Raw genomic sequence first — 19329 nt, 5'->3', positions numbered from 1 at the left:
GGGCATCGCCGATAATGCCCACCGCTTCAGAGTACAGAAGCCGTCAATGGGGGCCCTGTTGGTTCTCCCGCAACACTAACTTGTGAACTCGGTCAGGTCCGGAAGGAAGCAGCCGCAGCAGGTGACGTGTGTGCCGGGATGTAGCTGGCAGGGTCCCCACCCATTTGGCCTTCGCCAATCCGCACTTTCGCCGTCTCTCTTCTACTCATCGATTATCCCTTTCTGCCATCAGGCAGAGCGACAAGGCATTTCTTTTCTTCCCGCCCTCAATTCTTTTGGATAATGAATTAGCGGTTCTGGATGCAAGCATAATGAGGGGGCGATGGCGTAACCTGTCTCGATTTAAAAAGAAAATTGCTTCCAGGCAATATTATTATTGAAAGGGGGAGTGCAAATGAAGTTTTACTGTCAATAGGAAAAGTACGTATTCAGCTTGAACATTGAAGCCGATAAAAGCATCGGCTCAACGCGTTGGGGGTCTGATTATCTGACATATTTCCAAACGGAGGTGGGGATTTTGTCATACAGTTTGTTCATGGTGAGCTCTGCCAGACGGTGATCGGCCGCTGAGTAAAACAGCTCCAGTTCATCATCGGAAAGCTCGTACTTATTTTTCTCAATAACACGTTCGAGAGTATCAATCGTGGTGCATTTACGTAAACGCATCAGATAGTCGGTTTTAGTCATGGTGGCCTTTAGTTTAATAACCGTAAAAATAGCTCGGGAATAATTATCCCTTAAGTTTTCATTGTCGTACAGATGTCCTCTCCTGAGAACATTCTGAATAATCTCGCCTTGGTTTTTTGCCAGCGGCGCAGGTCGGAATCATTGATACCGTAACTGCTGAACAGCGTATAGGTATCATCGAGATATTCTTCGACTAACTCCGACAGGTCAGATTCGTCCATGTATTTAATTTTATAGCTCATCACAAACGAAGCGATATGTTCGATCAACTCATTAAGCTGCAGGTTGACGGAGGACGTCGGATCGTTGACCCACCCATGATGACTGTCTCCCAGGGTAGCGATACCTTCATCATACAAATTTTCGCACAAGAATTTGAGCTGAGCAATGTCGTGTCGCTTAGGCGAATACTCATCCATATCATCCCCTCCGTAAGTCTTAATTGCGGTGTGATAACACTATGTGAGTAAGCTGATTTACATCATGGACGGAGGCAGCTTAACGGTCTTTAAATAAACTTCCCGTAAAGTGAATATAAATCATTTTTTCGCGTTTGGCCTGTAGTTATTACGTAAACTTACAATTCATCCGCTGTTGATGGACGTGAGTTATCAATGATGTCGAAGATTAAACCCCGTTCTGTCACACGGAACCGGACGCTATCGCTGAGAGTGTCTTCGCTGTTGATATCCAGGCAGGCATTAAAAATGCCCCACTTATAACGATAACTCATTGAATAATCGCTACCACCCTGTTGCACTATATCAAGTATTTCTAATGAATCTTCGGCATAGCGTGCGCTTTCAGAATAAAAACTGAGTCCGCTGGTCAGCGCCGGCACTAACTCCGCTATATTGTCATTAATCACTTTCTTTAATTTGTTAACAGAAAGTGCGTTGACATCCAGGTTACAGGCAAGGGTAACAAGCATTAATCTCGGCCAACAGCAATGTTATCTGCTTATCTTACTCCTTTTCCTCCCTCGTCGGTAAATTTTTCGATTTACCGCTGTTCTTTACCTTACGCCAACATTTCAACCGAATGGGAATATCCCTGGATTTGATAAGGAGGCTTGGGGGGAAAGTGCCGCTGCGCGAGAGATTGTTACGTTCCGTTGCATTATTGTCGCGCCATAGCTTGAGATGCGACAGTCTATGTGATGTTATATTATAACTATAAACCCATCATTTTTGGCTACGACATTGACTCCCACTTCGCAACATGACGCCACGCCGTCACTGAATTCGTTGTTCACCACCTCTGCTGCCGCGCGTTGCGCAGGTGCCGTTATGCTGCTGGCCCTGCTGTGGCTCGGCATCTTCTGGGCGGTGTCGCCGCCATGATTACCTTGCGTCAGCTGGCGATAGGCTATGGCGCCACGCCGCTTTTCCCGCCGCTGAGCGGGCAGTTTACCGCCGGATCGCTCACCGCGGTGGTGGGCGTCAACGGGGCAGGTAAGTCGACGCTGCTGAAAACCTTCGCCGGATTGTTGCCGCCGCTGGGCGGCAGCCTGAGTTTTATCGGCGGAAAGCCGCCGCGCAGAGCTTATCTACCGCAACAGGCTGAGCTGGATCGGCAATTCCCGATTGCGGTAAGCGATCTGGTGGCGATGGGCTGTTGGCCGCAAAGTGGCATGTTCGGCGGCATGAACAAGCGTGCGGCGAGCCAGGTCAATGAGGCGTTGGCGAGCGTTGGCATGAGCGCGCTGGCGCACACTCCGGTGGGTGAACTGTCCGGCGGCCAGCTGCAGAGGGTGTTGTTTGCGCGCCTGCTGGTCCAACAGGCGCCGCTGATTTTGCTGGATGAACCTTTCACCGGTATCGACAGCGCCACCACGCAAATTTTGCTGCAGGTGATTGCGCAACTGCACCGGCAGGGGAAAACGGTGATCGCCGTGCTGCACGATATGTCGATGGTCGCCGAGCATTTTTCACAGGTACTGTTGCTGACGCCGCAGGCTTGCCACTGGGGCGCGGCCAAGCGGGTGCTGGAACAGGTGCCGAGGTATCACGCCGCCGCACGGCAGCCGGATCTGCGGGCGGTGGCGCCATGATGTTGTTGCATGGGCTTATCGATCCTTTCCTCTCTTTCGGTTTTATGCGCCGCGCGCTCATGGCCTGTCTGGCGTTGTCGCTCAGCGCCGCCCCGCTGGGCGTGTTTCTGCTGCTGCGCCGCATGAGCCTGGTCGGGGACGCATTGTCCCACGCGGTGTTGCCGGGCGCGGCGATCGGTTATCTGATCTCCGGCATGTCGCTGGTGGCGATGGGGGTGGGCGGTTTTATCGCCGGGTTGGCGGTGGCGATGCTGTCCGGCCTGGTGAGCCGCCGCACGCCGTTAAAAGAAGATGCCAGCTTCGCCGGGTTCTATCTGGGGTCACTGGCGCTGGGGGTCACGCTGGTCTCGCTGCGCGGTTCCAGCGTGGATCTGCTGCACGTGCTGTTCGGTTCGATTTTGGCGGTGGATGCGCAGGCCATGCTGATGGTCGGTGCGATCGCCTCGGTTTCGCTGCTGGCATTGGCGGCGCTGTACCGCGCGTTAGTGATCGAATCCTTCGACGTCACTTTTCTGCGCGTCAACGCCCCGCGCCGGTTGGCGCTGATCCACGGCCTATTTCTGGCGCTGGTTGTGGTCAATCTGGTGGCGGGATTCCAGATCCTCGGCACCCTGATGTCGGTGGGGCTGATGATGCTGCCCGCCGCCAGCGCGCGCTTCTGGGCGCGCAATCTGCCGCAGACGCTGGCGACGGCGATGGGCATCGGCGCGCTGTCCAGCGTGATTGGGCTGGTGTGGTCCTACTATGCTTCGCTGCCTGCCGGCCCGGCGATCGTGCTCAGCGCCAGCGTCATCTTTTTCGTCTCGATCCTGTTTGGAACGCGCGGAGGCATTTGCGCCTTCGCGCGCCGTTGAGAAGTGCCATTTGCAAGGAGAAAGTATGAAACGTTTACCTATATCGCTGGCGGTTGCTGTTCTGCTGGCCAGCCCATGGGCGATGGCGAAGACCGTCGACGCCGTCGCCAGCTTTTCCATTCTGGGTGATATCGTCAAAGAGGTGGGCGGCGATCACGTTAAGGTCAGCACGCTGGTGGGGCCGGATGGCGATCCGCACAGCTTCGAGCCTTCGCCGCAGGACGGCAAGAAGCTGGCTCAGGCTGATGTGGTGTTCGTCAGCGGTCTGGGGCTGGAAGGGTGGATCGATCGCTTGGTCAGCGCTTCGGGTTATAAAGGGCAGGTGATCACCGCTTCACAGGGGATCAGTACCCGCCAGATGGAAGAGGACGGCAAACCGATTACCGATCCCCACGCCTGGAACAGCATGAAAAACGGCGTACAGTACGCTACCAACGTGATGAACGCCCTGATTGCCGCCGATCCCGAGGATGCCAACTATTTTCGCCAGCGCGGAGCCGAATACATTCAGCAGCTGCAAAAGCTGGACCAGTGGGCCAAAACCCAGTTCGCGGCAGTGCCGCCACAGAAACGTAAGGTGCTGACCAGCCATGATGCGTTTGGCTACTTTGGGCAAGAGTACGGCGTCACCTTCCTTGCCCCGGTCGGGTTTTCCACCGAGGCCGAAGCCAGCGCCAGCGACGTGGCCAATCTGATCAAGCAAATCAAACAGGAAAAGGTCAACGCTTACTTTATCGAAAATCAGACCGATCCGCGGTTGGTGAAACAGATCGCCGCCGCCACCGGCGCCAAGGCGGGCGGCGAGCTGTACCCTGAAGCGCTCTCCCGCGCGGGCGGCCCGGCGGCCACCTATGAGCAGGCGTTCAAGCACAATGTCGACGCGCTGCTGAGCAGCATGAAGTAATCTCCGCCCCCGCCTGCCGGCGGGGGACGGCTTGCAGGCACTTTCTCGCCATAAAAAAAGCCCCGTTGAGCAGCAACGGGGCTTTGCGACAGATGACACTTTGGAGTTAACGCTTTTTCTTACGTCCCTGTACCGCTTTGAATCGCGGATTGCTTTTACAGATCACATAGATGCGGCCACGACGGCGCACGACTTTGCAATCAGGGTGGCGGTTTTTCGCCGAACGCAATGAACTCAATACCTGCATGGGATTTCCTTGTTACTTATTGCCGATAAAGCGGCCAAAGCGCTGCTGGAAGCGCGCCGTGCTGCCTTCTTTGGAATAGTCTTTCTGCTTGCCGGTGTAATACGGATGCGAAGCAGAAGAGACGTCAAGGGTGACATACGGCCAGCTTTCGCCGTCCAGCTCGATGGTGCGATCGGTTTTGATGGTCGATCCCACTTTGAAGTAGGCATTGGCGCTGACGTCGTGGAACACCACGGTGCGATAATCGGGATGGATGCCGGGTTTCATAATGGCTCTCTCGTGTAATGTTATACTATAACAATAATTATGCGCCGACCTGGCATCGCGATCAAGCGCAAATTGCACACAAGAGTGAATTAATGAGAACGGTTTGCATTAAGCAACTGAAGCAAAAGAAAAAGGCCGCATGCGCGGCCTTTTCGATTATCGGGTGGAGCTCACATCACTGAGCGATCAGTGGTGCTCTACCGGATGGCTGTGTTCCAGGTCCTCGTTCTTCTTGCTGAAGCGGCGGCGAACCACCACGAAGAACACCGGTACGAAGAAGATCGCCAAGACGGTGGCGGTGATCATCCCGCCCATTACGCCGGTACCTACCGCGTTCTGTGCGCCGGAGCCTGCACCGCTGCTGATAACCAGCGGCAGAACCCCGAGGATGAAGGCCAGAGATGTCATCAGGATTGGGCGCAGACGCATACGCACCGCTTCCAACGTCGCTTCGATCAGACCTTTGCCTTCTTTCTCCATCAGATCCTTGGCGAACTCAACGATCAGGATGGCGTTCTTCGCCGACAGGCCTATGGTGGTCAGCAGCCCCACCTGGAAGTACACGTCGTTGTTCATGCCGCGCATCGTCGCGGCCAGCAACGCACCGATAACCCCCAGCGGCAATACCAGCATGACCGAGAACGGCACGGACCAGCTTTCATACAGCGCTGCCAGACACAGGAACACCACCAGAATCGAGATGGCGTACAGCGCCGGCGCCTGGTTGCCCGACAGACGTTCCTGATAGGACATACCGGTCCAGTCGTAACCGATGCCGCTTGGCAGTTTGGATGCCAGCTGTTCCATCAGGTTCATCGCTTCACCGGTACTCTTGCCCGGTGCGGCCTGGCCCAGAATTTCCATCGACGGCAAGCCGTTATAGCGTTCCAGACGCGGTGAGCCGTATTCCCATTTCGCCGAAGAGAAGGCGGAGAATGGCACCATCTGGCCGCTCGTACCGCGCACGTACCATTTGTTGATGTCTTCCGGCAGCATACGGAACGGCGCCTCGGCCTGCACGTACACCTTCTTCACACGACCGCGGTCGATGAAGTCGTTGACGTACGAACCACCCAGGGCGGTGCTCAGCGTGCTGTTGATGGTGGTGATGCTGACGCCCAGCGCCTTGGCTTTCTCCTGATCGACGATCAGTTTGAACTGCGGCGTATCTTCCAGGCCGTTCGGGCGCACGCCCACCAGCACGTCCGGATGCTGAGCAACCATGCCCAACAGCTGGTTACGCGCTTCGGTCAGTTTTTCGTGCCCCAGGCCGCCCTGGTCAATCAGCTCGAAGTCGAAGCCGGTTGCGGTACCGAGTTCGATAATCGCCGGCAGGTTGAACGGGAACACCAGGCCTTCTTTAATCTGCGAGAACGCACCCATGGCACGGCCTGCGATCGCCTCGACCTTGTTCCCGGCCCCTGGACGTTCACCCCAGTCCTTCAGGCTGACGAATGCCAGGCCGTTGTTCTGGCCGTTACCGTTGAAGCCGAAGCCCGCGACGGTAAACACCGAAACCACGTTGTCCTTTTCCTTGTTCAGGAAGTAGTCGGAGACTTCTTCCAGCACTTTGTTGGTTCGGGACTCGGTGGCACCGGCAGGCAGCTGCACCATGGTCAACAGGATGCCCTGATCTTCGTCCGGCAGGAACGAGGAAGGCAGGCGCAGGAACAGCAGGCCCATGCCAACCACGATCAGCAGGTAGATGATCAGGTAGCGACCGGTGCTGCGCAGGATGTTGCCCACGCTGTCGGTATAGTGATGCGTGCTCTTCTCAAACATGCGGTTAAACCAGCCGAAGAAGCCTGTTTTAACCCCGTGATCGCCTTTCGGGATCGGTTTGAGCATGGTGGCGCACAGCGCCGGCGTCAGGATCAAGGCCACCAGCACCGACAGCGCCATCGCGGACACGATGGTGATCGAGAACTGGCGATAGATAGCGCCGGTTGAACCGCCGAAGAACGCCATCGGCACGAATACCGCCGACAGCACCATGGCGATACCCACCAGCGCGCCCTGGATCTGGCCCATCGATTTACGGGTAGCTTCTTTCGGCGGCAGCCCCTCTTCGGACATAACGCGCTCGACGTTTTCCACCACCACGATGGCGTCATCCACCAGCAGGCCGATCGCCAACACCATGCCGAACATCGTCAGGGTGTTTATCGAGAAGCCAAACGCGGCGAGGATCGCAAAGGTCCCCAGCAGTACTACCGGCACCGCGATGGTTGGGATCAGCGTCGCGCGGAAGTTCTGCAGGAACAGATACATCACCAGGAATACCAGGATGATGGCTTCGATCAGCGTTTTCACCACTTCGTTGATGGAGATTTTAACGAACGGGGTGGTGTCGTACGGATAAACCACTTTCATCCCTTGCGGGAAGAAGGGCGCCATCTTGGCCAACTCGTCTTTCACACCTTTGGCGGTGTTCAGGGCGTTGGCGCCGGTTGCCAGTTTGATACCCAGACCGGCGGCCGGCTTGCCGTTGTAGCGAGCGGTAACGGCATAGCTTTCCGCGCCGCGCTCGATGTGAGCGACGTCGCGCAGGCGCACCTGGGAACCGTCGGTATTTACCTTCAGCAGGATCTTGCCGAACTCTTCCGGCGAAGTCAGACGGGTCTGCGCGATTATCGAGGCGTTCAACTGCTGCCCCGGCACCGGCGGCAGGCCGCCCAGCTGGCCTGCGGCGATCTGGTTGTTCTGCTCGGTGATGGCGGAGGTCACGTCCGTGGTCGTCAGCTGGAAGTTGTTCAGCTTGTTCGGATCCAGCCAGATACGCATCGCGTACTGGGCACCGAACAGCTGCACTTCACCCACGCCGGACGAACGGCTGATCGGGTCCTTGATGTTGGACGCCACGTAGTCCGCAATATCGTCCTGAGTCATGTTCGGATCGTCGGAAACGAAGCCGGCCACCATCAGGAAGCTGCTGCTGGATTTTTCTACTTTCAGGCCCTGTTGCTGAACTTCTTGCGGCAGCAACGGGGTGGCCAACGACAGTTTGTTCTGAACCTGAACCTGCGCGATGTCAGGATCGGTGCCGGAATCAAACGTCAGGGTAATGGTGACGCTACCAGAGGAATCACTGGTGGAGGACATGTACATCAGGTTATCGATACCGTTCATGTTCTGTTCGATAATCTGCGTGACGGTATCCTGCACCGTTTTGGCATCTGCGCCCGGGTAGTTGGCGGAAATACTCACCGCCGGCGGTGCAATAGTGGGATACTGCGCGATTGGCAGTTTCATTATTGCAAGCACCCCCGCCAACATGACGATGATGGCGATTACCCAGGCGAAAATCGGGCGATCTATAAAGAACTTAGCCATGTATTACAGGCTCCTTTTTATGACTTCTGCGCTTCAGACTGCGGCTGTTTTTGCGCCTGAGTGTCAACTTCCTGCACTTTTACCTGCGCGCCCGGATGCACTTTCATCAGGCCGGAGACGATCACGCGATCGCCGGATTTCAGGCCATCGGTCACCAGCCATTTGTCGCCGATCGCCTGGTCGGCCTTCAGCGTGCGCAGCTCAACTTTGTCGTCTGCCCCTACCACCAACGCCGTCGCGTCGCCGCGCGGGTTGCGGGTAACGCCTTGCTGAGGCACCAGCAGCGCATCGCTGCGCACGCCTTCGTCCAGACGGGCGCGTACGAACATGCCCGGCAACAGCGTATCGTTCGGGTTAGGGAACAGGGCGCGAATGGTGATGGAGCCAGTGGTTTCATCGACGGTGACGTCAGAGAACTCCAGCGTGCCTTCCTGCGCGTATTCGGTGCCGTTTTCCAGCATCAGTTTCACTTTTGCCTTGCCGTTTTCCTGCTTCAGCGCGCCGCTGGCCAGCTCTTGCTTCAGGCGCAGGAAATCAGTGCTTGACTGGGTGACGTCGACATACATCGGATCCAGCTGCTGCACGGTAGACAGTGCGGTTGCCTGGCCGTTGCTGACCAGTGCGCCTTCGGTCACGGCGGACTTGCCGATGCGGCCGGAGATCGGAGAGGTCACCTTGGTGTACGCCAGGTTGATGCGCGCGGTTTCCACGGCGGCCTTGGCGGCCACGACGGCGGCGTCCGCCTGCTGCAGCGTGGAGACGGCGTTGTCGTAGTCCTGTTTACTGATGTAGCTCGTGCCCAGCAATGGCTTGTAGCGGTTTACCGTCACGCGTGCGATGGAAGCGCTGGCCTGTGCTTTGGCCAAATCGCCTTTCGCGCTGTCGTAGCTGGCTTGATAGGTTGCGGGATCGATTTGGTACAGAGACGTCCCGGCCTTGATATCGCTGCCTTCAACGAAGTTGCGCTTCAGGATGATGCCGCTGACCTGAGGGCGAACTTCGGCGATACGATACGCAGCGGTGCGGCCAGGAAGATCGGTAGTAATGTTGAGAGGCTCAGCCTTCAAGGTGACTACGCCCACTTCAGGCGCCTGTTGTTGGGCGCCTTGCTGTTGGGTTTCTTTATCGTTACATCCTGTTAGCACTAAGCTGCCTGAAAGCATCAGAACGGCCGCCAGAGGCGTTAACCCTCTGTTTTTGTTCATAGAAAAACCTCAAGTGTCCGATTTCAAAATGATCAATGGATCACAAGCTTTAAAACCCATTGCTGCGTTAATTATATGTGCGTGCTATGGTACATACATTCGCGAATGTATGTAAATCACACTCCCCCTAAATAACAATGCCATGGCACGAAAAACCAAACAGCAGGCGCAAGAAACCCGACAGCAAATCCTTGATGCTGCGGTGAGAGAGTTCTCTGAACGTGGCGTTGCTGCAACGTCACTGACAGATATTGCCACCGCTGCCGGGGTTACGCGTGGAGCCATCTACTGGCACTTCAAGAATAAGGTAGACCTGTTTAATGAAGTTTGGGAATCTACCGAGCCGAAAATTGACCAGCTCGAAACAGAGTATCAGGCAAAGTTTCCCGATAATCCACTGCGGGTTATCCGAGAAATTCTGATTTACATTCTGACGTCTACGGTTGAAGACGGCCGTAGGCGGGCGTTGATGGAAATTATATTCCACAAATGCGAGTTTGTCGGTGAAATGATGCCGCTGCTGGATTCGCGCAAGGTGCTGTACCTCGCCGGCTATGAACGCATCGAAGCGGTGCTGTATAACTGCATTCACCACGGGCAATTGCCCGCCGATTTACATACCCGCCGTGCGGCGATCATCCTGCGCGGTTATATCACCGGCCTGATGGAAAACTGGCTGTTTATGCCGGAAAGTTTCGATCTGCGGGCCGAAGCCGAAGCGCTGGTGGACGCGTTTTTGGAGATGCTGCAGTTTTGCCCCACCTTGCGCCTCAAACCCGACGCGGTGACGCCTGACGCCGACCGCCTTCCTTTATAAGGAGAGATTTCATGTCATCAGTTGTTCTTATTGCCAATGGCGCCGCCTATGGCCATGAATCCTTGTTCAATGCGCTGCGGTTGGCCATCGCCATGAAAGAGCAGCAGAGCAGCCTCGACCTGCGGCTGTTTCTGATGTCCGACGCGGTGGTGGCCGGGCTGGCCGGACAGCAGCCGCACGAAGGGTACCATCTGCAGCAGATGCTGGAGATCCTCACCGCGCAGCAGGTGCCGGTCAAGCTGTGCAAGACCTGCGCCGACGCGCGCGGCGTCAGCCGCTTGCCGCTGGCGGACGGCGTGGCGATCGGCACCTTGGTCGAGCTGGCGCAGTGGACGCTGGCGGCGGAGAAAGTGCTGACTTTCTGATTTCGCGACAACGAGACATCACCGGCAACGTTTTTGTTGTTCGTTGCCCGCCGGCGGTCGTGATAATCTTCAGGCTTCTTTACCGATCCGAAGCCAAATCATGCATCGCTGGTTGACTCTGCCTTCTCTGACGCCGCTCACGTTTGTCGGCGCATGCCGGCGGCGCATCGCCGCCGTGACACTCCTTTTCCTGATTTTTGCGTGTTGCTTGCCGGCACAGGCGGCGCTGAACGGCGATCTGCCGCAGCGCAGCGAAGTGCAAAGCCAGCTGGAAACGCTGAACAAACAAAAAGCCCTGACGCCGGTCGAAAAGCTCTCCCAGCAGGATTTGACCCGCACGCTGGAACTGCTGGATGCCATCGAGCGCAACCGGCAAGACGTCGCACAGCTTAAACAGCAGGTGCAGCAGGCGCCGGCGAAGCTCAATCAGGTCACCGCCGAACTGGATGCGCTGAAGCAGCCGACGGACAACGCGGCCGCGCGCGCCGCGCTGTTGCCGCTGTCGCTGCGCCAGCTGGAAAGCCGGCTGTATCAAACGCTCGACGAGCTGCAAAGCGCGCAGGAGAGCCTCTCGACCTACAACAGCCAACTGGTGTCGCTGCAAACCCAGCCTGAACGGGTGCAGAGCACCATGTACGCCGCTTCGCAGCGCCTGCAGGAGATCCGCAGCCAGCTCAGCGGCCAGACGCCGGGGCAAGATTCGCTGCGCAATAGCCAGCAGGTCATGCTGGCCACCGAACAGGCGCTGCTCAACGCGCAGTTGGAGCTGCAGCGCAAGAGCCTGGAAGCCAACACCACGCTACAAGATCTGCTGCAAAAACAGCGTGATTACACCACGGCACATATCGATGCGCTGGATCGGTCGGTGCAGCTGCTGCAGGAGCTCGTCAACAGCAAGCGCCTGACGCTGTCTGAAAAAACCGCCAAAGAGGCGCAGAACCCGGAAGACGCCACCGATATCCAGCACGATCAGCTGGTCAGCAAGCAGCTGGACGTCAACCGACAGTTGAGCCAACAGCTGATTGCCGCCACCGAAGAGAGCAACACCCTGTTCCAGCAGAATATTCGGGTCAAAAACTGGCTCGATCGCGGTCTGCAGGCGGAACGTAACCTGAAAGAGCAGATCCAGGTGCTGAAGGGCAGCCTGGTGCTGTCGCGCATTCTGTATCAGCAGCAGCAGAGCCTGCCGCAGGGCACGCTGCTGGCTGATATAGACACGCGCATCGCCGATCTGCGGCTGGAGCAGTTCGATATCAATCAGCAACGCGACGATCTGTTCAAGGGTGAGGATTACATCAACCAACTGGTGGCCGAAAGCAAGGAAAAGGCCGGCCCGGAAGTGATCGACGCACTGAACGAGATCGTCGACATGCGCCGCGAACTGCTGGATCAGCTGAACAAGCAGCTCAGCAACCAGCTGTCGCTGTCGATCAACCTGCAGATCAACCAACAGCAGCTCACCAGCGTCTACGGCTCGCTGCAGGATACGCTGACCCAGCAGATTTTCTGGGTCAACAGCAACAAGCCGGTCGATCTGGCGTGGCTGAAGGCAATGCCGGAGGCGGTGCGCGATCAGCTCGCCGGGCTCGATATCAAATTCGACGGTGGCAAGCTATTGCAGGGCGGCTTGAATGCGCTGGTGTTCCTGATCCCGTTGCTGTTGGCGATCGGGGTATTGCGCTGGCGCTACCGGTTGATCGACAGTCATTTGCAAAAGCTGGCCAACGACGTGGGGCAACTGAAGCGCGACGGCCAGCTGCACACGCCGAAGGCCATCGCGCTGACCTTGCTGAAGGTGTTGCCTGGCGCCGCGCTGCTGCTCGGCGTCGGTTTCTGGATGTATCGCGCGGATTTGGGTATCAGCGACTTTATTTGGGCGTTGTCGCAGCAGCTGGCGTTGTCGTGGCTGGTGTTCGGCTTCAGCTATCGCATGCTGAAACCGGGCGGCATCGCCGAGCGGCATTTCAACTTCGGCGCTAACCTGTGCGCGCATTACCGCCGCCAGACGCTGCGGCTGGGGCTGGCGCTGCAGCCGCTGATCTTCTGGTCGGTATTGGGCGAGAAAGCGCCGCTGCGTCTGGTGGAAGACGTCATCGGCCAGATCGTGGTGATGTTGACGCTGGCGCTGCTTGCGGTGCTGGTGTTCCCGCTGTGCCGCGACAGCTGGCGTGAAAAGGGCTCGCATGCCGTGCGGCTGGTGGTGGTGACCGCGCTTGCCGCCACACCGCTGATCCTGCTGGGGCTGATGTTCGCCGGTTACTTCTATACCACGCTGCGGCTGGCCAGCCGCTGGATAGACAGCCTGTATCTGTTCTTCCTGTGGAATATCGTGTATCTGACTGCCCTGCGCGGCCTGAGCGTGGCGGCGCGGCGTTTGGCCTACCGGCGCGCGCTGGCGCGGCGGCAAAACGTGGTGAAAGAGGGGGCCGAAGGCGGCGAAGCGGTGGTGGAAGAGCCGCCGCTAGCGCTCGATCAGATCAACCAGCAGTCGCTGCGCCTGACCACCCTGGTGCTGTTCGCCATCTTCGCCAGCGCCTTCTACGCCATTTGGTCGGATCTGGTGACGGTCATCGCTTACCTGGACAGCATCACGCTGTGGCATTACACCAGCACCGTGGCGGGCAGCAGCGTGTCGCAGGCGGTGACGCTGGGTAACATGATGGTGGCGATCGCCGCGGTGATCGTCGCTTATGTGCTCACCCGCAACTTGCCCGGCCTGCTGGAGGTGGTGGTGCTGTCGCGGCTGCAGCTGCGGCAGGGGGCGTCTTATGCCATCACCACCGTGCTCACTTACCTGATCACCGCCGTGGGCGCCGTGGTTGCGCTGGGATCGCTGGGCGTATCCTGGGACAAACTGCAATGGCTGGCCGCCGGTCTGACGGTCGGGCTTGGCTTTGGCCTGCAGGAGATCTTCGCCAACTTCGTCTCCGGCCTGATCATTCTGTTTGAACGCCCGATCCGCATCGGCGATACCATCACCATCGGCACCTTCTCCGGTTCGGTCAGCAAGATCCGCATTCGCGCCACCACCATTACCGACTTCGACCGTAAAGAGGTGATCATTCCGAACAAGGCGTTCGTCACCGAGCGGCTGATCAACTGGTCACTGTCCGACACCATCACCCGCGTGCTGATCAAGGTGGGCGTGGCCTACGGTTCCGATCTCGACAAGGTGAAAAAGGTGCTGCTGCAGGCGGCGCACGACAACCCGCGGGTGATGACCGATCCCGAACCGCAGGTGTTCTTCCTCAACTTCGGGGCCAGCACGCTGGATCACGAACTGCGGCTCTATGTACGGGAACTGCGCGATCGCAGCTACACGGTGGACGAACTGAACCGCTCAATCGACCGCTTGTGCCGGGAAAACGACATCGACATTGCCTTCAATCAGCTGGAGGTGTATCTGCATAACCAGCAGGGCAATGAAGTGCAGGAAGTGAAAAGAACGCTCTCGCCGGATGAAGGCGGCCAGACGGCGGGCTGATGTGCGTTGAAAGATGGAAGGGACAGCGGGCTGTCCCTGATTACTGTCCGGCAGGCAAATAGGGAGAGGTGACGCCGGCGCGCTGCAGCTTTTCCTGATAATCCCGTTTGACGATATCCAGTGCTGCCAACGCGGTAGCCGGATCGATCTCGTTGCATTCCAGCAGGTAAATCAAGTCTACCGCCAGCTGCAGTTCGGGTGAGGCATTTTCCAGAGACATAGCACCTGCGCTTATTAATTAATGGGATGAAAAACTCGTGTCTCGGCAGAGTATAGTGAACCCGGCGCGCAACCGGGAATAATCATTAAAATATTGTGATAAATCTTCAAAAACCGTTTTCTTTGCGCTCGATATTGCGCTCGATGCGCGCCAGCGCCTGACGGCAGCGCATCAGTCTCCCCTCCAGCGCCGCCAGCTCGTGCTGCAGCTTTTGCTGCGCCGCCAGTGTGGTCTGGCGCCCCAGCAGGCTTTCCCGATCCTGAATCATGGCGATCAGCCGGCGTTCGTAATCCTGGTGCTCGGCCAGCTTGTGGTACAGATCGGCCTCGGGGGCTTCCTTCGGCTGATTCTTGCGCCGTAGCGCCTGGGTTGCCAGCTCGCGCTGCAGGGCAGAGATTTGGGCAACCAGTTTTTCGGCCAGAAAGGCCACCTGGCTGGCGCGGCTGTCGTTAGCGGCGTTTTGCAGCTGGGCGAAGTTTTTCTCCACCTCGGCCAGGTAGTCGCGCAGCCGCGTGCCGCGGTTGGCGAACAGGGCGGCGTCGAAGCGCGCCTGCGGGATCGGGGCGTCGCCGCGCGGAGTGACTTCGGCCGCCAGCGCCGCGATCTGCTGCGCCAACACCTGTAATAGACGCTGAGTGCTCACATAAGCTCCCTCTTGATTTCAACAGGCGTAAGCTTGCCCGCGATGCCGCCCTGAAACAAGCGCCGCATGCATATTCCGCCGGCGCGGCGCCGATGCTACAGTAAGCCGCAACCGATTGAGGAGCGAAGAGCCGCATGAAGCGAGGGTTATTGATCATTTTGGGCTGGCTGGCGGTGGTGCTGGCGACGTTGGGCGTGGTGCTGCCGCTGTTGCCGACCACGCCGTTCCTGCTGTTGGCTGCCTGGTGCTTCGCCCGCTCTTCGCCGCGCTTTCATCACTGGCTGCTGTACCGTTCCTGGTTTGGCCCTTATCTGCGCCACTGGCAGCAGCATCGCGCGCTGCCGCCGGGAGCGAAGTGGAAGGCGGTGCTAGTGATCGTGCTGACCTTCGCCTGCTCGCTGTGGCTGGTGAAAATCTGGTGGGTGCGCGGTCTGTTGCTGCTGATGTTGGCTATTTTGCTGACCTTTATGCTGCGCCTGCCGGTTATTGACCTGTCGCAACAAAAACAGCGCTGATTGTGCGCCGCTGGTTGCATTTGTCCGCCAGTTTGCATAGATTTGGGCGTTTTCGTGCGCGGATCGCCTGCCATTCCTTCTCCGGTGTGTTTCACCCAGAGGCGGCGGGTGAGCGGCGCGCCGGTTTTCAGGCAGCTTTATCAGGCAACAATTATGACCGCTACTGCGCAGCAGCTTCAGTTTATTAAAGACAGTATCAAAACCATCCCGGATTATCCGAAGCCGGGCATCCTGTTCCGCGACGTGACCAGCCTGCTGGAAAACCCGTTGGCCTACGCCGCCAGCATCGAGCTGCTGGTTGAGCGCTATCGCGAAGCGGGCGTGACCAAGGTGGTGGGTACCGAAGCGCGTGGTTTCCTGTTCGGTGCGCCCGTCGCGCTGGCGCTGGGTGTCGGTTTCGTGCCGGTGCGCAAACCGGGCAAACTGCCGCGTGCCACGCTCAGCGAAAGCTATGAGCTGGAGTACGGTACCGACAAGCTGGAGATCCACACCGACGCCATCAACGCGGGTGACAAAGTGCTGGTGGTGGACGATCTGCTGGCGACCGGCGGCACCATCGAAGCAACCACTAAACTGATCCGCCGTCTGGGCGGTGAAGTGAAAGACGCCGCGTTCATCATCAACCTGCCGGATCTGGGCGGGGAAGCGCGTCTGAACAAGCTGGGTATCGACTGCTACTGCCTGGTGGACTTCGCCGGCCATTGATGCGGCATCGCCCCTTGGGCACAACGGCCTCGCGGATCGCCGCGGGGCTGTGTTAGCATGACCCTCCAGATTACTCGACTTCTCCGGTATTAATGAGCTATCAGGTTCTCGCCCGTAAGTGGCGCCCTCAAACGTTCGCAGACGTGGTCGGCCAGGAACATGTCCTGACCGCGCTGGCCAACGGCCTCTCGCTGGGGCGGATCCATCACGCCTATCTGTTCTCGGGCACCCGCGGCGTGGGGAAAACCACCATCGCGCGCCTGCTGGCCAAAGGCCTGAACTGTGAAACCGGCATCACCGCCACGCCGTGCGGCCAATGCGACAACTGCCGTGAGATCGAACAGGGGCGTTTCGTCGATCTGATCGAGATCGACGCCGCTTCCCGAACCAAGGTGGAAGATACCCGCGATCTGCTGGACAACGTTCAGTACGCGCCGGCGCGCGGCCGCTTCAAGGTCTACCTGATCGATGAAGTGCACATGCTCTCGCGCCACAGCTTCAACGCGTTGCTGAAGACGCTGGAAGAGCCGCCATCGCACGTGAAATTCCTGTTGGCCACCACCGATCCGCAAAAATTGCCGGTGACCATTCTTTCCCGCTGCCTGCAGTTTCACCTCAAAGCGCTGGACGTCGATCAGATCCGTCAGCAGCTGGAAACGGTGCTGACGGCGGAGCAGATCACCAGCGACGCCCGCGCGCTGCAACTGCTGGCGCGCGCCGCCGACGGCAGCATGCGCGATGCGCTGAGCCTGACCGATCAGGCGATCGCCATGGGGCAGGGGCAGGTGACCGCCGCCACCGTCAGCCAGATGCTCGGCACGCTCGATGACGAGCAGCCGCTGGCGATCCTCGAAGCGCTGGTCAGCGCCGACGGCGAAAAGGTGATGGCGCAGGTCGCGCAGGCCGCTTCGCGCGGCGTGGACTGGGAAAACCTGCTGGTGGAGACGCTGGCGTTGCTGCACCGCATTGCGATGGTGCAACTGCTGCCTTCGATGCTCGACAACCACTACGCCGCCGTGGAACAACGGCTGCGTGAGCTGGCGCGCACTCTGCCGCCGGCCGATGTGCAACTCTATTACCAAACGCTGTTGGTGGGCCGCAAAGAGCTGGCCTATGCGCCGGATCGTCGCATGGGGGTTGAGATGACTCTACTGCGTGCGCTGGCGTTTCACCCGAAAGCGGTGATCCCGGAGCCGGTGGCGTTGGTGCAGACCGCGCCGGCGCCGATGGCGCAGCCGCAGCAGGCCACATCGCCACAGCCGCCGCAGTTTCAGGACGTGCCGCCCCCGTTAGGGCAGCCGGCCGCGCCGCAGCGACAATCATCGACCCCTTTACCGGATGCCACCGCCCAGCTGTTGAAAGCGCGGTCCCAGCTGCAACGGCAGCAGGGAGCATCCACACCAAAAAAGAATGAGCCGGCGGCGCCAGGAATAGCGCGGCCGGCAAACTCGGCGCTGGGGCGTTTGGCTTCCGTGACCGAGCGTAGCCAGCAGCGCCTGGCGGAGAAGAAGGTGCCGGAAAAACCGGCGAAGCCGGAAGCCTATCGCTGGCGCGCGCAGACCGAGCCGGAAGCGGCGCCGGAACCGTTGGCGACGCCGAAAGCGCTGCGCACGGCGTTGGAGCACGAGAAAACGCCGGAGCTGGCCGCCAAGCTGGTGGTGGAATCGCTGGAGCGCGACGCCTGGGCGGCGGAAATCGATAAGCTCAAGATCCCGAAACTGGTGCAGCAGCTGGCGTTGAACGCCTTCAAGCAGCAGCCGGAACCGGGCAAAATTAACCTCCATCTGCGGTCTTCGCAGCGCCATCTGAATTCGCCTTCGGCGCAGAAGACGCTGGCCGAAGCGCTCGGCGAGCTGTACGGCAGCCCGGTTGAGCTGACCGTGGTGGAGGACGATAATCCGGCGGAGCGCACCCCGCTGGAGTGGCGACAAGCCATCTATGAAGAAAAGCTGGCGCAGGCGCGCCAGTCCATCGTTGCGGATACCCATATCCAGACGCTGTGCCGGTTCTTCGACGCGGATCTGGATGAAGAGAGTATCCGCCCCCTTTAAACGCCGCGCGAGGTGCGCGGCCCTAGCGACGAGAGACGACTATGTTTGGTAAAGGCGGTCTGGGCAACCTGATGAAGCAAGCCCAGCAAATGCAAGAAAAAATGCAGCAGATGCAGGAAGAAGTCGCCAAATTGGAAGTGACCGGCGAGTCTGGCGCAGGCCTGGTGAAAGTCACCATCAACGGCGCACACAACTGCCGCCGCGTGGAGATCGATCCTAGCCTGATGGAAGATGACAAAGACATGCTGGAAGATCTGATCGCCGCCGCGTTTAACGACGCCGCGCGCCGCATCGAAGAGACTCAGAAAGAGAAAATGGCCTCCGTTTCCAGCGGCATGCAGTTGCCGCCTGGCTTCAAGATGCCGTTCTGATGCAAACCAGCCCGCTCCTTGAATCCCTGATGGAGGCGCTGCGCTGCCTGCCGGGCGTCGGCCCGAAATCGGCGCAGCGCATGGCGTTTCAATTGCTGCAGCGCGATCGCAGCGGCGGCATGCGCCTGGCGCAGGCGTTGACGCGCGCGATGTCGGAAATCGGCCACTGCGCCGACTGCCGCACCTTCACCGAGCAGGACATCTGCACCATCTGCGCCAATCCGCGCCGTCAGCAAAACGGCCAGATTTGTGTGGTGGAAAGCCCGGCGGATATTCACGCCATCGAGCAGACCGGCCAGTTCGCCGGGCGCTACTTTGTGCTGATGGGCCATCTGTCGCCGCTAGATGGCATCGGGCCGGGGGATATCGGTCTCGATCGCCTGGAGCAACGGCTGGAAAAGGAAAGCATCACCGAAGTGATCCTCGCCACCAACCCGACGGTGGAAGGGGAAGCGACTGCCAACTACATCGCCGAGATGTGCGGCCAGTATGGCGTGCTCGCCAGCCGCATCGCCCACGGCGTACCGGTGGGCGGCGAGCTGGAGATGGTCGACGGCACCACGCTGTCGCATTCGCTGGCCGGGCGTCACGCCATCAAGTTCTGATGT

The 19329-nt window shown here is 58.8% G+C and carries 20 protein-coding genes, 1 other RNA gene and 1 other annotated feature; of the genes, 12 read left to right on the top strand and 9 right to left on the bottom strand.

Features of this window, described 5'->3' with window-relative positions:
• Positions 1-56 precede the first annotated feature (56 nt).
• Positions 57-153, top strand: an RNA gene (ffs, locus tag ACJ8J5_RS21345) — signal recognition particle sRNA small type.
• Positions 154-483: 330 nt separating this feature from the next.
• Here ffs and ACJ8J5_RS21340 read toward each other — a convergent pair.
• The 3 genes from ACJ8J5_RS21340 to ACJ8J5_RS21330 form a co-directional block, all read right to left on the bottom strand.
• On the bottom strand, positions 484-687 hold the full coding sequence (locus ACJ8J5_RS21340) for an HHA domain-containing protein (protein WP_004940313.1): 204 nt from the start codon (positions 685-687) through the stop codon (positions 484-486).
• A 50-nt stretch (positions 688-737) separates the two neighbouring features.
• On the bottom strand, positions 738-1106 hold the full coding sequence (gene tomB, locus ACJ8J5_RS21335; RefSeq protein WP_004940312.1) for an Hha toxicity modulator TomB: 369 nt from the start codon (positions 1104-1106) through the stop codon (positions 738-740).
• 158 nt (positions 1107-1264) lie between these two features.
• Positions 1265-1618, bottom strand: coding sequence for a hypothetical protein (locus ACJ8J5_RS21330; protein WP_025301779.1), 354 nt, complete (start codon positions 1616-1618; stop codon positions 1265-1267).
• 408 nt (positions 1619-2026) lie between these two features.
• On the opposite strand from ACJ8J5_RS21330, the gene ACJ8J5_RS21325 reads away from it, so the two are divergent.
• The 3 genes from ACJ8J5_RS21325 to ACJ8J5_RS21315 are packed head-to-tail and all read left to right on the top strand — an operon-like array spanning position 2027 to position 4498.
• Positions 2027-2740: a metal ABC transporter ATP-binding protein gene (locus ACJ8J5_RS21325; protein ID WP_414104753.1), complete on the top strand. Its 714-nt coding sequence runs from the start codon at positions 2027-2029 to the stop codon at positions 2738-2740.
• Positions 2737-3594 (top strand): metal ABC transporter permease, encoded by an 858-nt coding sequence (locus ACJ8J5_RS21320; RefSeq protein WP_043135664.1) that lies wholly within the window; start codon positions 2737-2739, stop codon positions 3592-3594. The genes ACJ8J5_RS21325 and ACJ8J5_RS21320 overlap by 4 nt, the downstream gene beginning before the upstream one ends.
• Before the next feature lie 25 nt (positions 3595-3619).
• On the top strand, positions 3620-4498 hold the full coding sequence (locus ACJ8J5_RS21315; RefSeq protein WP_173889151.1) for a metal ABC transporter substrate-binding protein: 879 nt from the start codon (positions 3620-3622) through the stop codon (positions 4496-4498).
• 106 nt (positions 4499-4604) lie between these two features.
• On the opposite strand, the gene ykgO is transcribed toward ACJ8J5_RS21315, so the two are convergent.
• The 4 genes from ykgO to sdeX form a co-directional block, all read right to left on the bottom strand.
• Entirely contained in the window at positions 4605-4745 is a 141-nt protein-coding gene (gene ykgO, locus ACJ8J5_RS21310; protein WP_004940304.1) for a type B 50S ribosomal protein L36, read from the bottom strand.
• 12 nt (positions 4746-4757) lie between these two features.
• Positions 4758-5012: a type B 50S ribosomal protein L31 gene (locus ACJ8J5_RS21305; protein ID WP_004940303.1), complete on the bottom strand. Its 255-nt coding sequence runs from the start codon at positions 5010-5012 to the stop codon at positions 4758-4760.
• Between the two features lie 186 nt (positions 5013-5198).
• Positions 5199-8345, bottom strand: coding sequence for a multidrug efflux RND transporter permease subunit SdeY (gene sdeY / locus ACJ8J5_RS21300; protein ID WP_414104752.1), 3147 nt, complete (start codon positions 8343-8345; stop codon positions 5199-5201).
• Between the two features lie 17 nt (positions 8346-8362).
• Positions 8363-9550, bottom strand: a complete 1188-nt coding sequence (gene sdeX / locus ACJ8J5_RS21295; protein ID WP_025301784.1) for a multidrug efflux RND transporter periplasmic adaptor subunit SdeX — start codon at positions 9548-9550, stop codon at positions 8363-8365.
• 142 nt (positions 9551-9692) lie between these two features.
• Here sdeX and acrR point away from each other — a divergent pair, with 142 nt between their 5' ends.
• From acrR to mscK, 3 genes are all read left to right on the top strand, one after another.
• Positions 9693-10367: a multidrug efflux transporter transcriptional repressor AcrR gene (acrR, locus tag ACJ8J5_RS21290; protein ID WP_025301785.1), complete on the top strand. Its 675-nt coding sequence runs from the start codon at positions 9693-9695 to the stop codon at positions 10365-10367.
• Positions 10368-10378: 11 nt separating this feature from the next.
• Complete coding sequence (locus ACJ8J5_RS21285; protein ID WP_004940282.1) at positions 10379-10732, top strand: DsrE/DsrF/TusD sulfur relay family protein; 354 nt, start codon at positions 10379-10381, stop codon at positions 10730-10732.
• A 100-nt stretch (positions 10733-10832) separates the two neighbouring features.
• The gene (gene mscK / locus ACJ8J5_RS21280; RefSeq protein ID WP_060447639.1) at positions 10833-14216 is read left to right on the top strand and encodes a mechanosensitive channel MscK; all 3384 of its coding nucleotides are present in this window, start codon (positions 10833-10835) and stop codon (positions 14214-14216) included.
• Positions 14217-14256: 40 nt separating this feature from the next.
• On the opposite strand, the gene rsmS is transcribed toward mscK, so the two are convergent.
• The gene (gene rsmS / locus ACJ8J5_RS21275) at positions 14257-14436 is read right to left on the bottom strand and encodes a pleiotropic regulatory protein RsmS (RefSeq protein WP_016928837.1); all 180 of its coding nucleotides are present in this window, start codon (positions 14434-14436) and stop codon (positions 14257-14259) included.
• 106 nt (positions 14437-14542) lie between these two features.
• A complete protein-coding gene (gene priC / locus ACJ8J5_RS21270; RefSeq protein WP_025301787.1) occupies positions 14543-15079 on the bottom strand; it encodes a primosomal replication protein PriC in 537 nt (178 codons plus the stop codon).
• Positions 15080-15213: 134 nt separating this feature from the next.
• Between priC and ACJ8J5_RS21265 the strand changes: the two genes are divergently transcribed.
• The 5 genes from ACJ8J5_RS21265 to recR all read left to right on the top strand — a co-directional run bounded on the left by ACJ8J5_RS21265 (position 15214) and on the right by recR (position 19326).
• A complete protein-coding gene (locus ACJ8J5_RS21265; RefSeq protein ID WP_043135674.1) occupies positions 15214-15594 on the top strand; it encodes a DUF454 family protein in 381 nt (126 codons plus the stop codon).
• 153 nt (positions 15595-15747) lie between these two features.
• Positions 15748-16299: an adenine phosphoribosyltransferase gene (gene apt / locus ACJ8J5_RS21260; protein ID WP_414104751.1), complete on the top strand. Its 552-nt coding sequence runs from the start codon at positions 15748-15750 to the stop codon at positions 16297-16299.
• A 92-nt stretch (positions 16300-16391) separates the two neighbouring features.
• Positions 16392-18350, top strand: a complete 1959-nt coding sequence (gene dnaX / locus ACJ8J5_RS21255; protein ID WP_060432561.1) for a DNA polymerase III subunit gamma/tau — start codon at positions 16392-16394, stop codon at positions 18348-18350.
• Positions 17683-17747: a sequence feature (DnaX frameshifting element), on the top strand. (Overlaps the previous gene by 65 nt.)
• 41 nt (positions 18351-18391) lie before the next feature.
• The gene (locus ACJ8J5_RS21250; protein WP_025301790.1) at positions 18392-18721 is read left to right on the top strand and encodes a YbaB/EbfC family nucleoid-associated protein; all 330 of its coding nucleotides are present in this window, start codon (positions 18392-18394) and stop codon (positions 18719-18721) included.
• The gene (gene recR / locus ACJ8J5_RS21245) at positions 18721-19326 is read left to right on the top strand and encodes a recombination mediator RecR (protein ID WP_025301791.1); all 606 of its coding nucleotides are present in this window, start codon (positions 18721-18723) and stop codon (positions 19324-19326) included. The genes ACJ8J5_RS21250 and recR overlap by 1 nt, the downstream gene beginning before the upstream one ends.
• Positions 19327-19329 lie beyond the last annotated feature (3 nt).

It is taken from the genome of Serratia sp. CY43202 (assembly GCF_052168755.1).
Taxonomy (GTDB): domain Bacteria; phylum Pseudomonadota; class Gammaproteobacteria; order Enterobacterales; family Enterobacteriaceae; genus Serratia; species Serratia bockelmannii.
This window is presented reverse-complemented; position numbering and strand designations above follow the sequence as displayed.

Excerpts from the sequence above, each read along its gene's own strand:
- ACJ8J5_RS21285 (WP_004940282.1), top strand. The coding sequence starts at position 10,379 with ATGTCATCAGTTGTTCTTATTGCCAATGGCGCCGCCTATGGCCATGAA.
- sdeY (WP_414104752.1), bottom strand. The coding sequence starts at position 8,345 with ATGGCTAAGTTCTTTATAGATCGCCCGATTTTCGCCTGGGTAATCGCC.
- ACJ8J5_RS21265 (WP_043135674.1), top strand. The coding sequence starts at position 15,214 with ATGAAGCGAGGGTTATTGATCATTTTGGGCTGGCTGGCGGTGGTGCTG.
- ACJ8J5_RS21340 (WP_004940313.1), bottom strand. The coding sequence starts at position 687 with ATGACTAAAACCGACTATCTGATGCGTTTACGTAAATGCACCACGATT.
- ykgO (WP_004940304.1), bottom strand. The coding sequence starts at position 4,745 with ATGCAGGTATTGAGTTCATTGCGTTCGGCGAAAAACCGCCACCCTGAT.
- rsmS (WP_016928837.1), bottom strand. The coding sequence starts at position 14,436 with ATGTCTCTGGAAAATGCCTCACCCGAACTGCAGCTGGCGGTAGACTTG.
- ACJ8J5_RS21315 (WP_173889151.1), top strand. The coding sequence starts at position 3,620 with ATGAAACGTTTACCTATATCGCTGGCGGTTGCTGTTCTGCTGGCCAGC.
- apt (WP_414104751.1), top strand. The coding sequence starts at position 15,748 with ATGACCGCTACTGCGCAGCAGCTTCAGTTTATTAAAGACAGTATCAAA.
- ACJ8J5_RS21250 (WP_025301790.1), top strand. The coding sequence starts at position 18,392 with ATGTTTGGTAAAGGCGGTCTGGGCAACCTGATGAAGCAAGCCCAGCAA.
- ACJ8J5_RS21325 (WP_414104753.1), top strand. The coding sequence starts at position 2,027 with ATGATTACCTTGCGTCAGCTGGCGATAGGCTATGGCGCCACGCCGCTT.
- sdeX (WP_025301784.1), bottom strand. The coding sequence starts at position 9,550 with ATGAACAAAAACAGAGGGTTAACGCCTCTGGCGGCCGTTCTGATGCTT.
- recR (WP_025301791.1), top strand. The coding sequence starts at position 18,721 with ATGCAAACCAGCCCGCTCCTTGAATCCCTGATGGAGGCGCTGCGCTGC.
- dnaX (WP_060432561.1), top strand. The coding sequence starts at position 16,392 with ATGAGCTATCAGGTTCTCGCCCGTAAGTGGCGCCCTCAAACGTTCGCA.
- tomB (WP_004940312.1), bottom strand. The coding sequence starts at position 1,106 with ATGGATGAGTATTCGCCTAAGCGACACGACATTGCTCAGCTCAAATTC.
- ACJ8J5_RS21320 (WP_043135664.1), top strand. The coding sequence starts at position 2,737 with ATGATGTTGTTGCATGGGCTTATCGATCCTTTCCTCTCTTTCGGTTTT.
- ACJ8J5_RS21305 (WP_004940303.1), bottom strand. The coding sequence starts at position 5,012 with ATGAAACCCGGCATCCATCCCGATTATCGCACCGTGGTGTTCCACGAC.
- ACJ8J5_RS21330 (WP_025301779.1), bottom strand. The coding sequence starts at position 1,618 with ATGCTTGTTACCCTTGCCTGTAACCTGGATGTCAACGCACTTTCTGTT.
- mscK (WP_060447639.1), top strand. The coding sequence starts at position 10,833 with ATGCATCGCTGGTTGACTCTGCCTTCTCTGACGCCGCTCACGTTTGTC.
- acrR (WP_025301785.1), top strand. The coding sequence starts at position 9,693 with ATGGCACGAAAAACCAAACAGCAGGCGCAAGAAACCCGACAGCAAATC.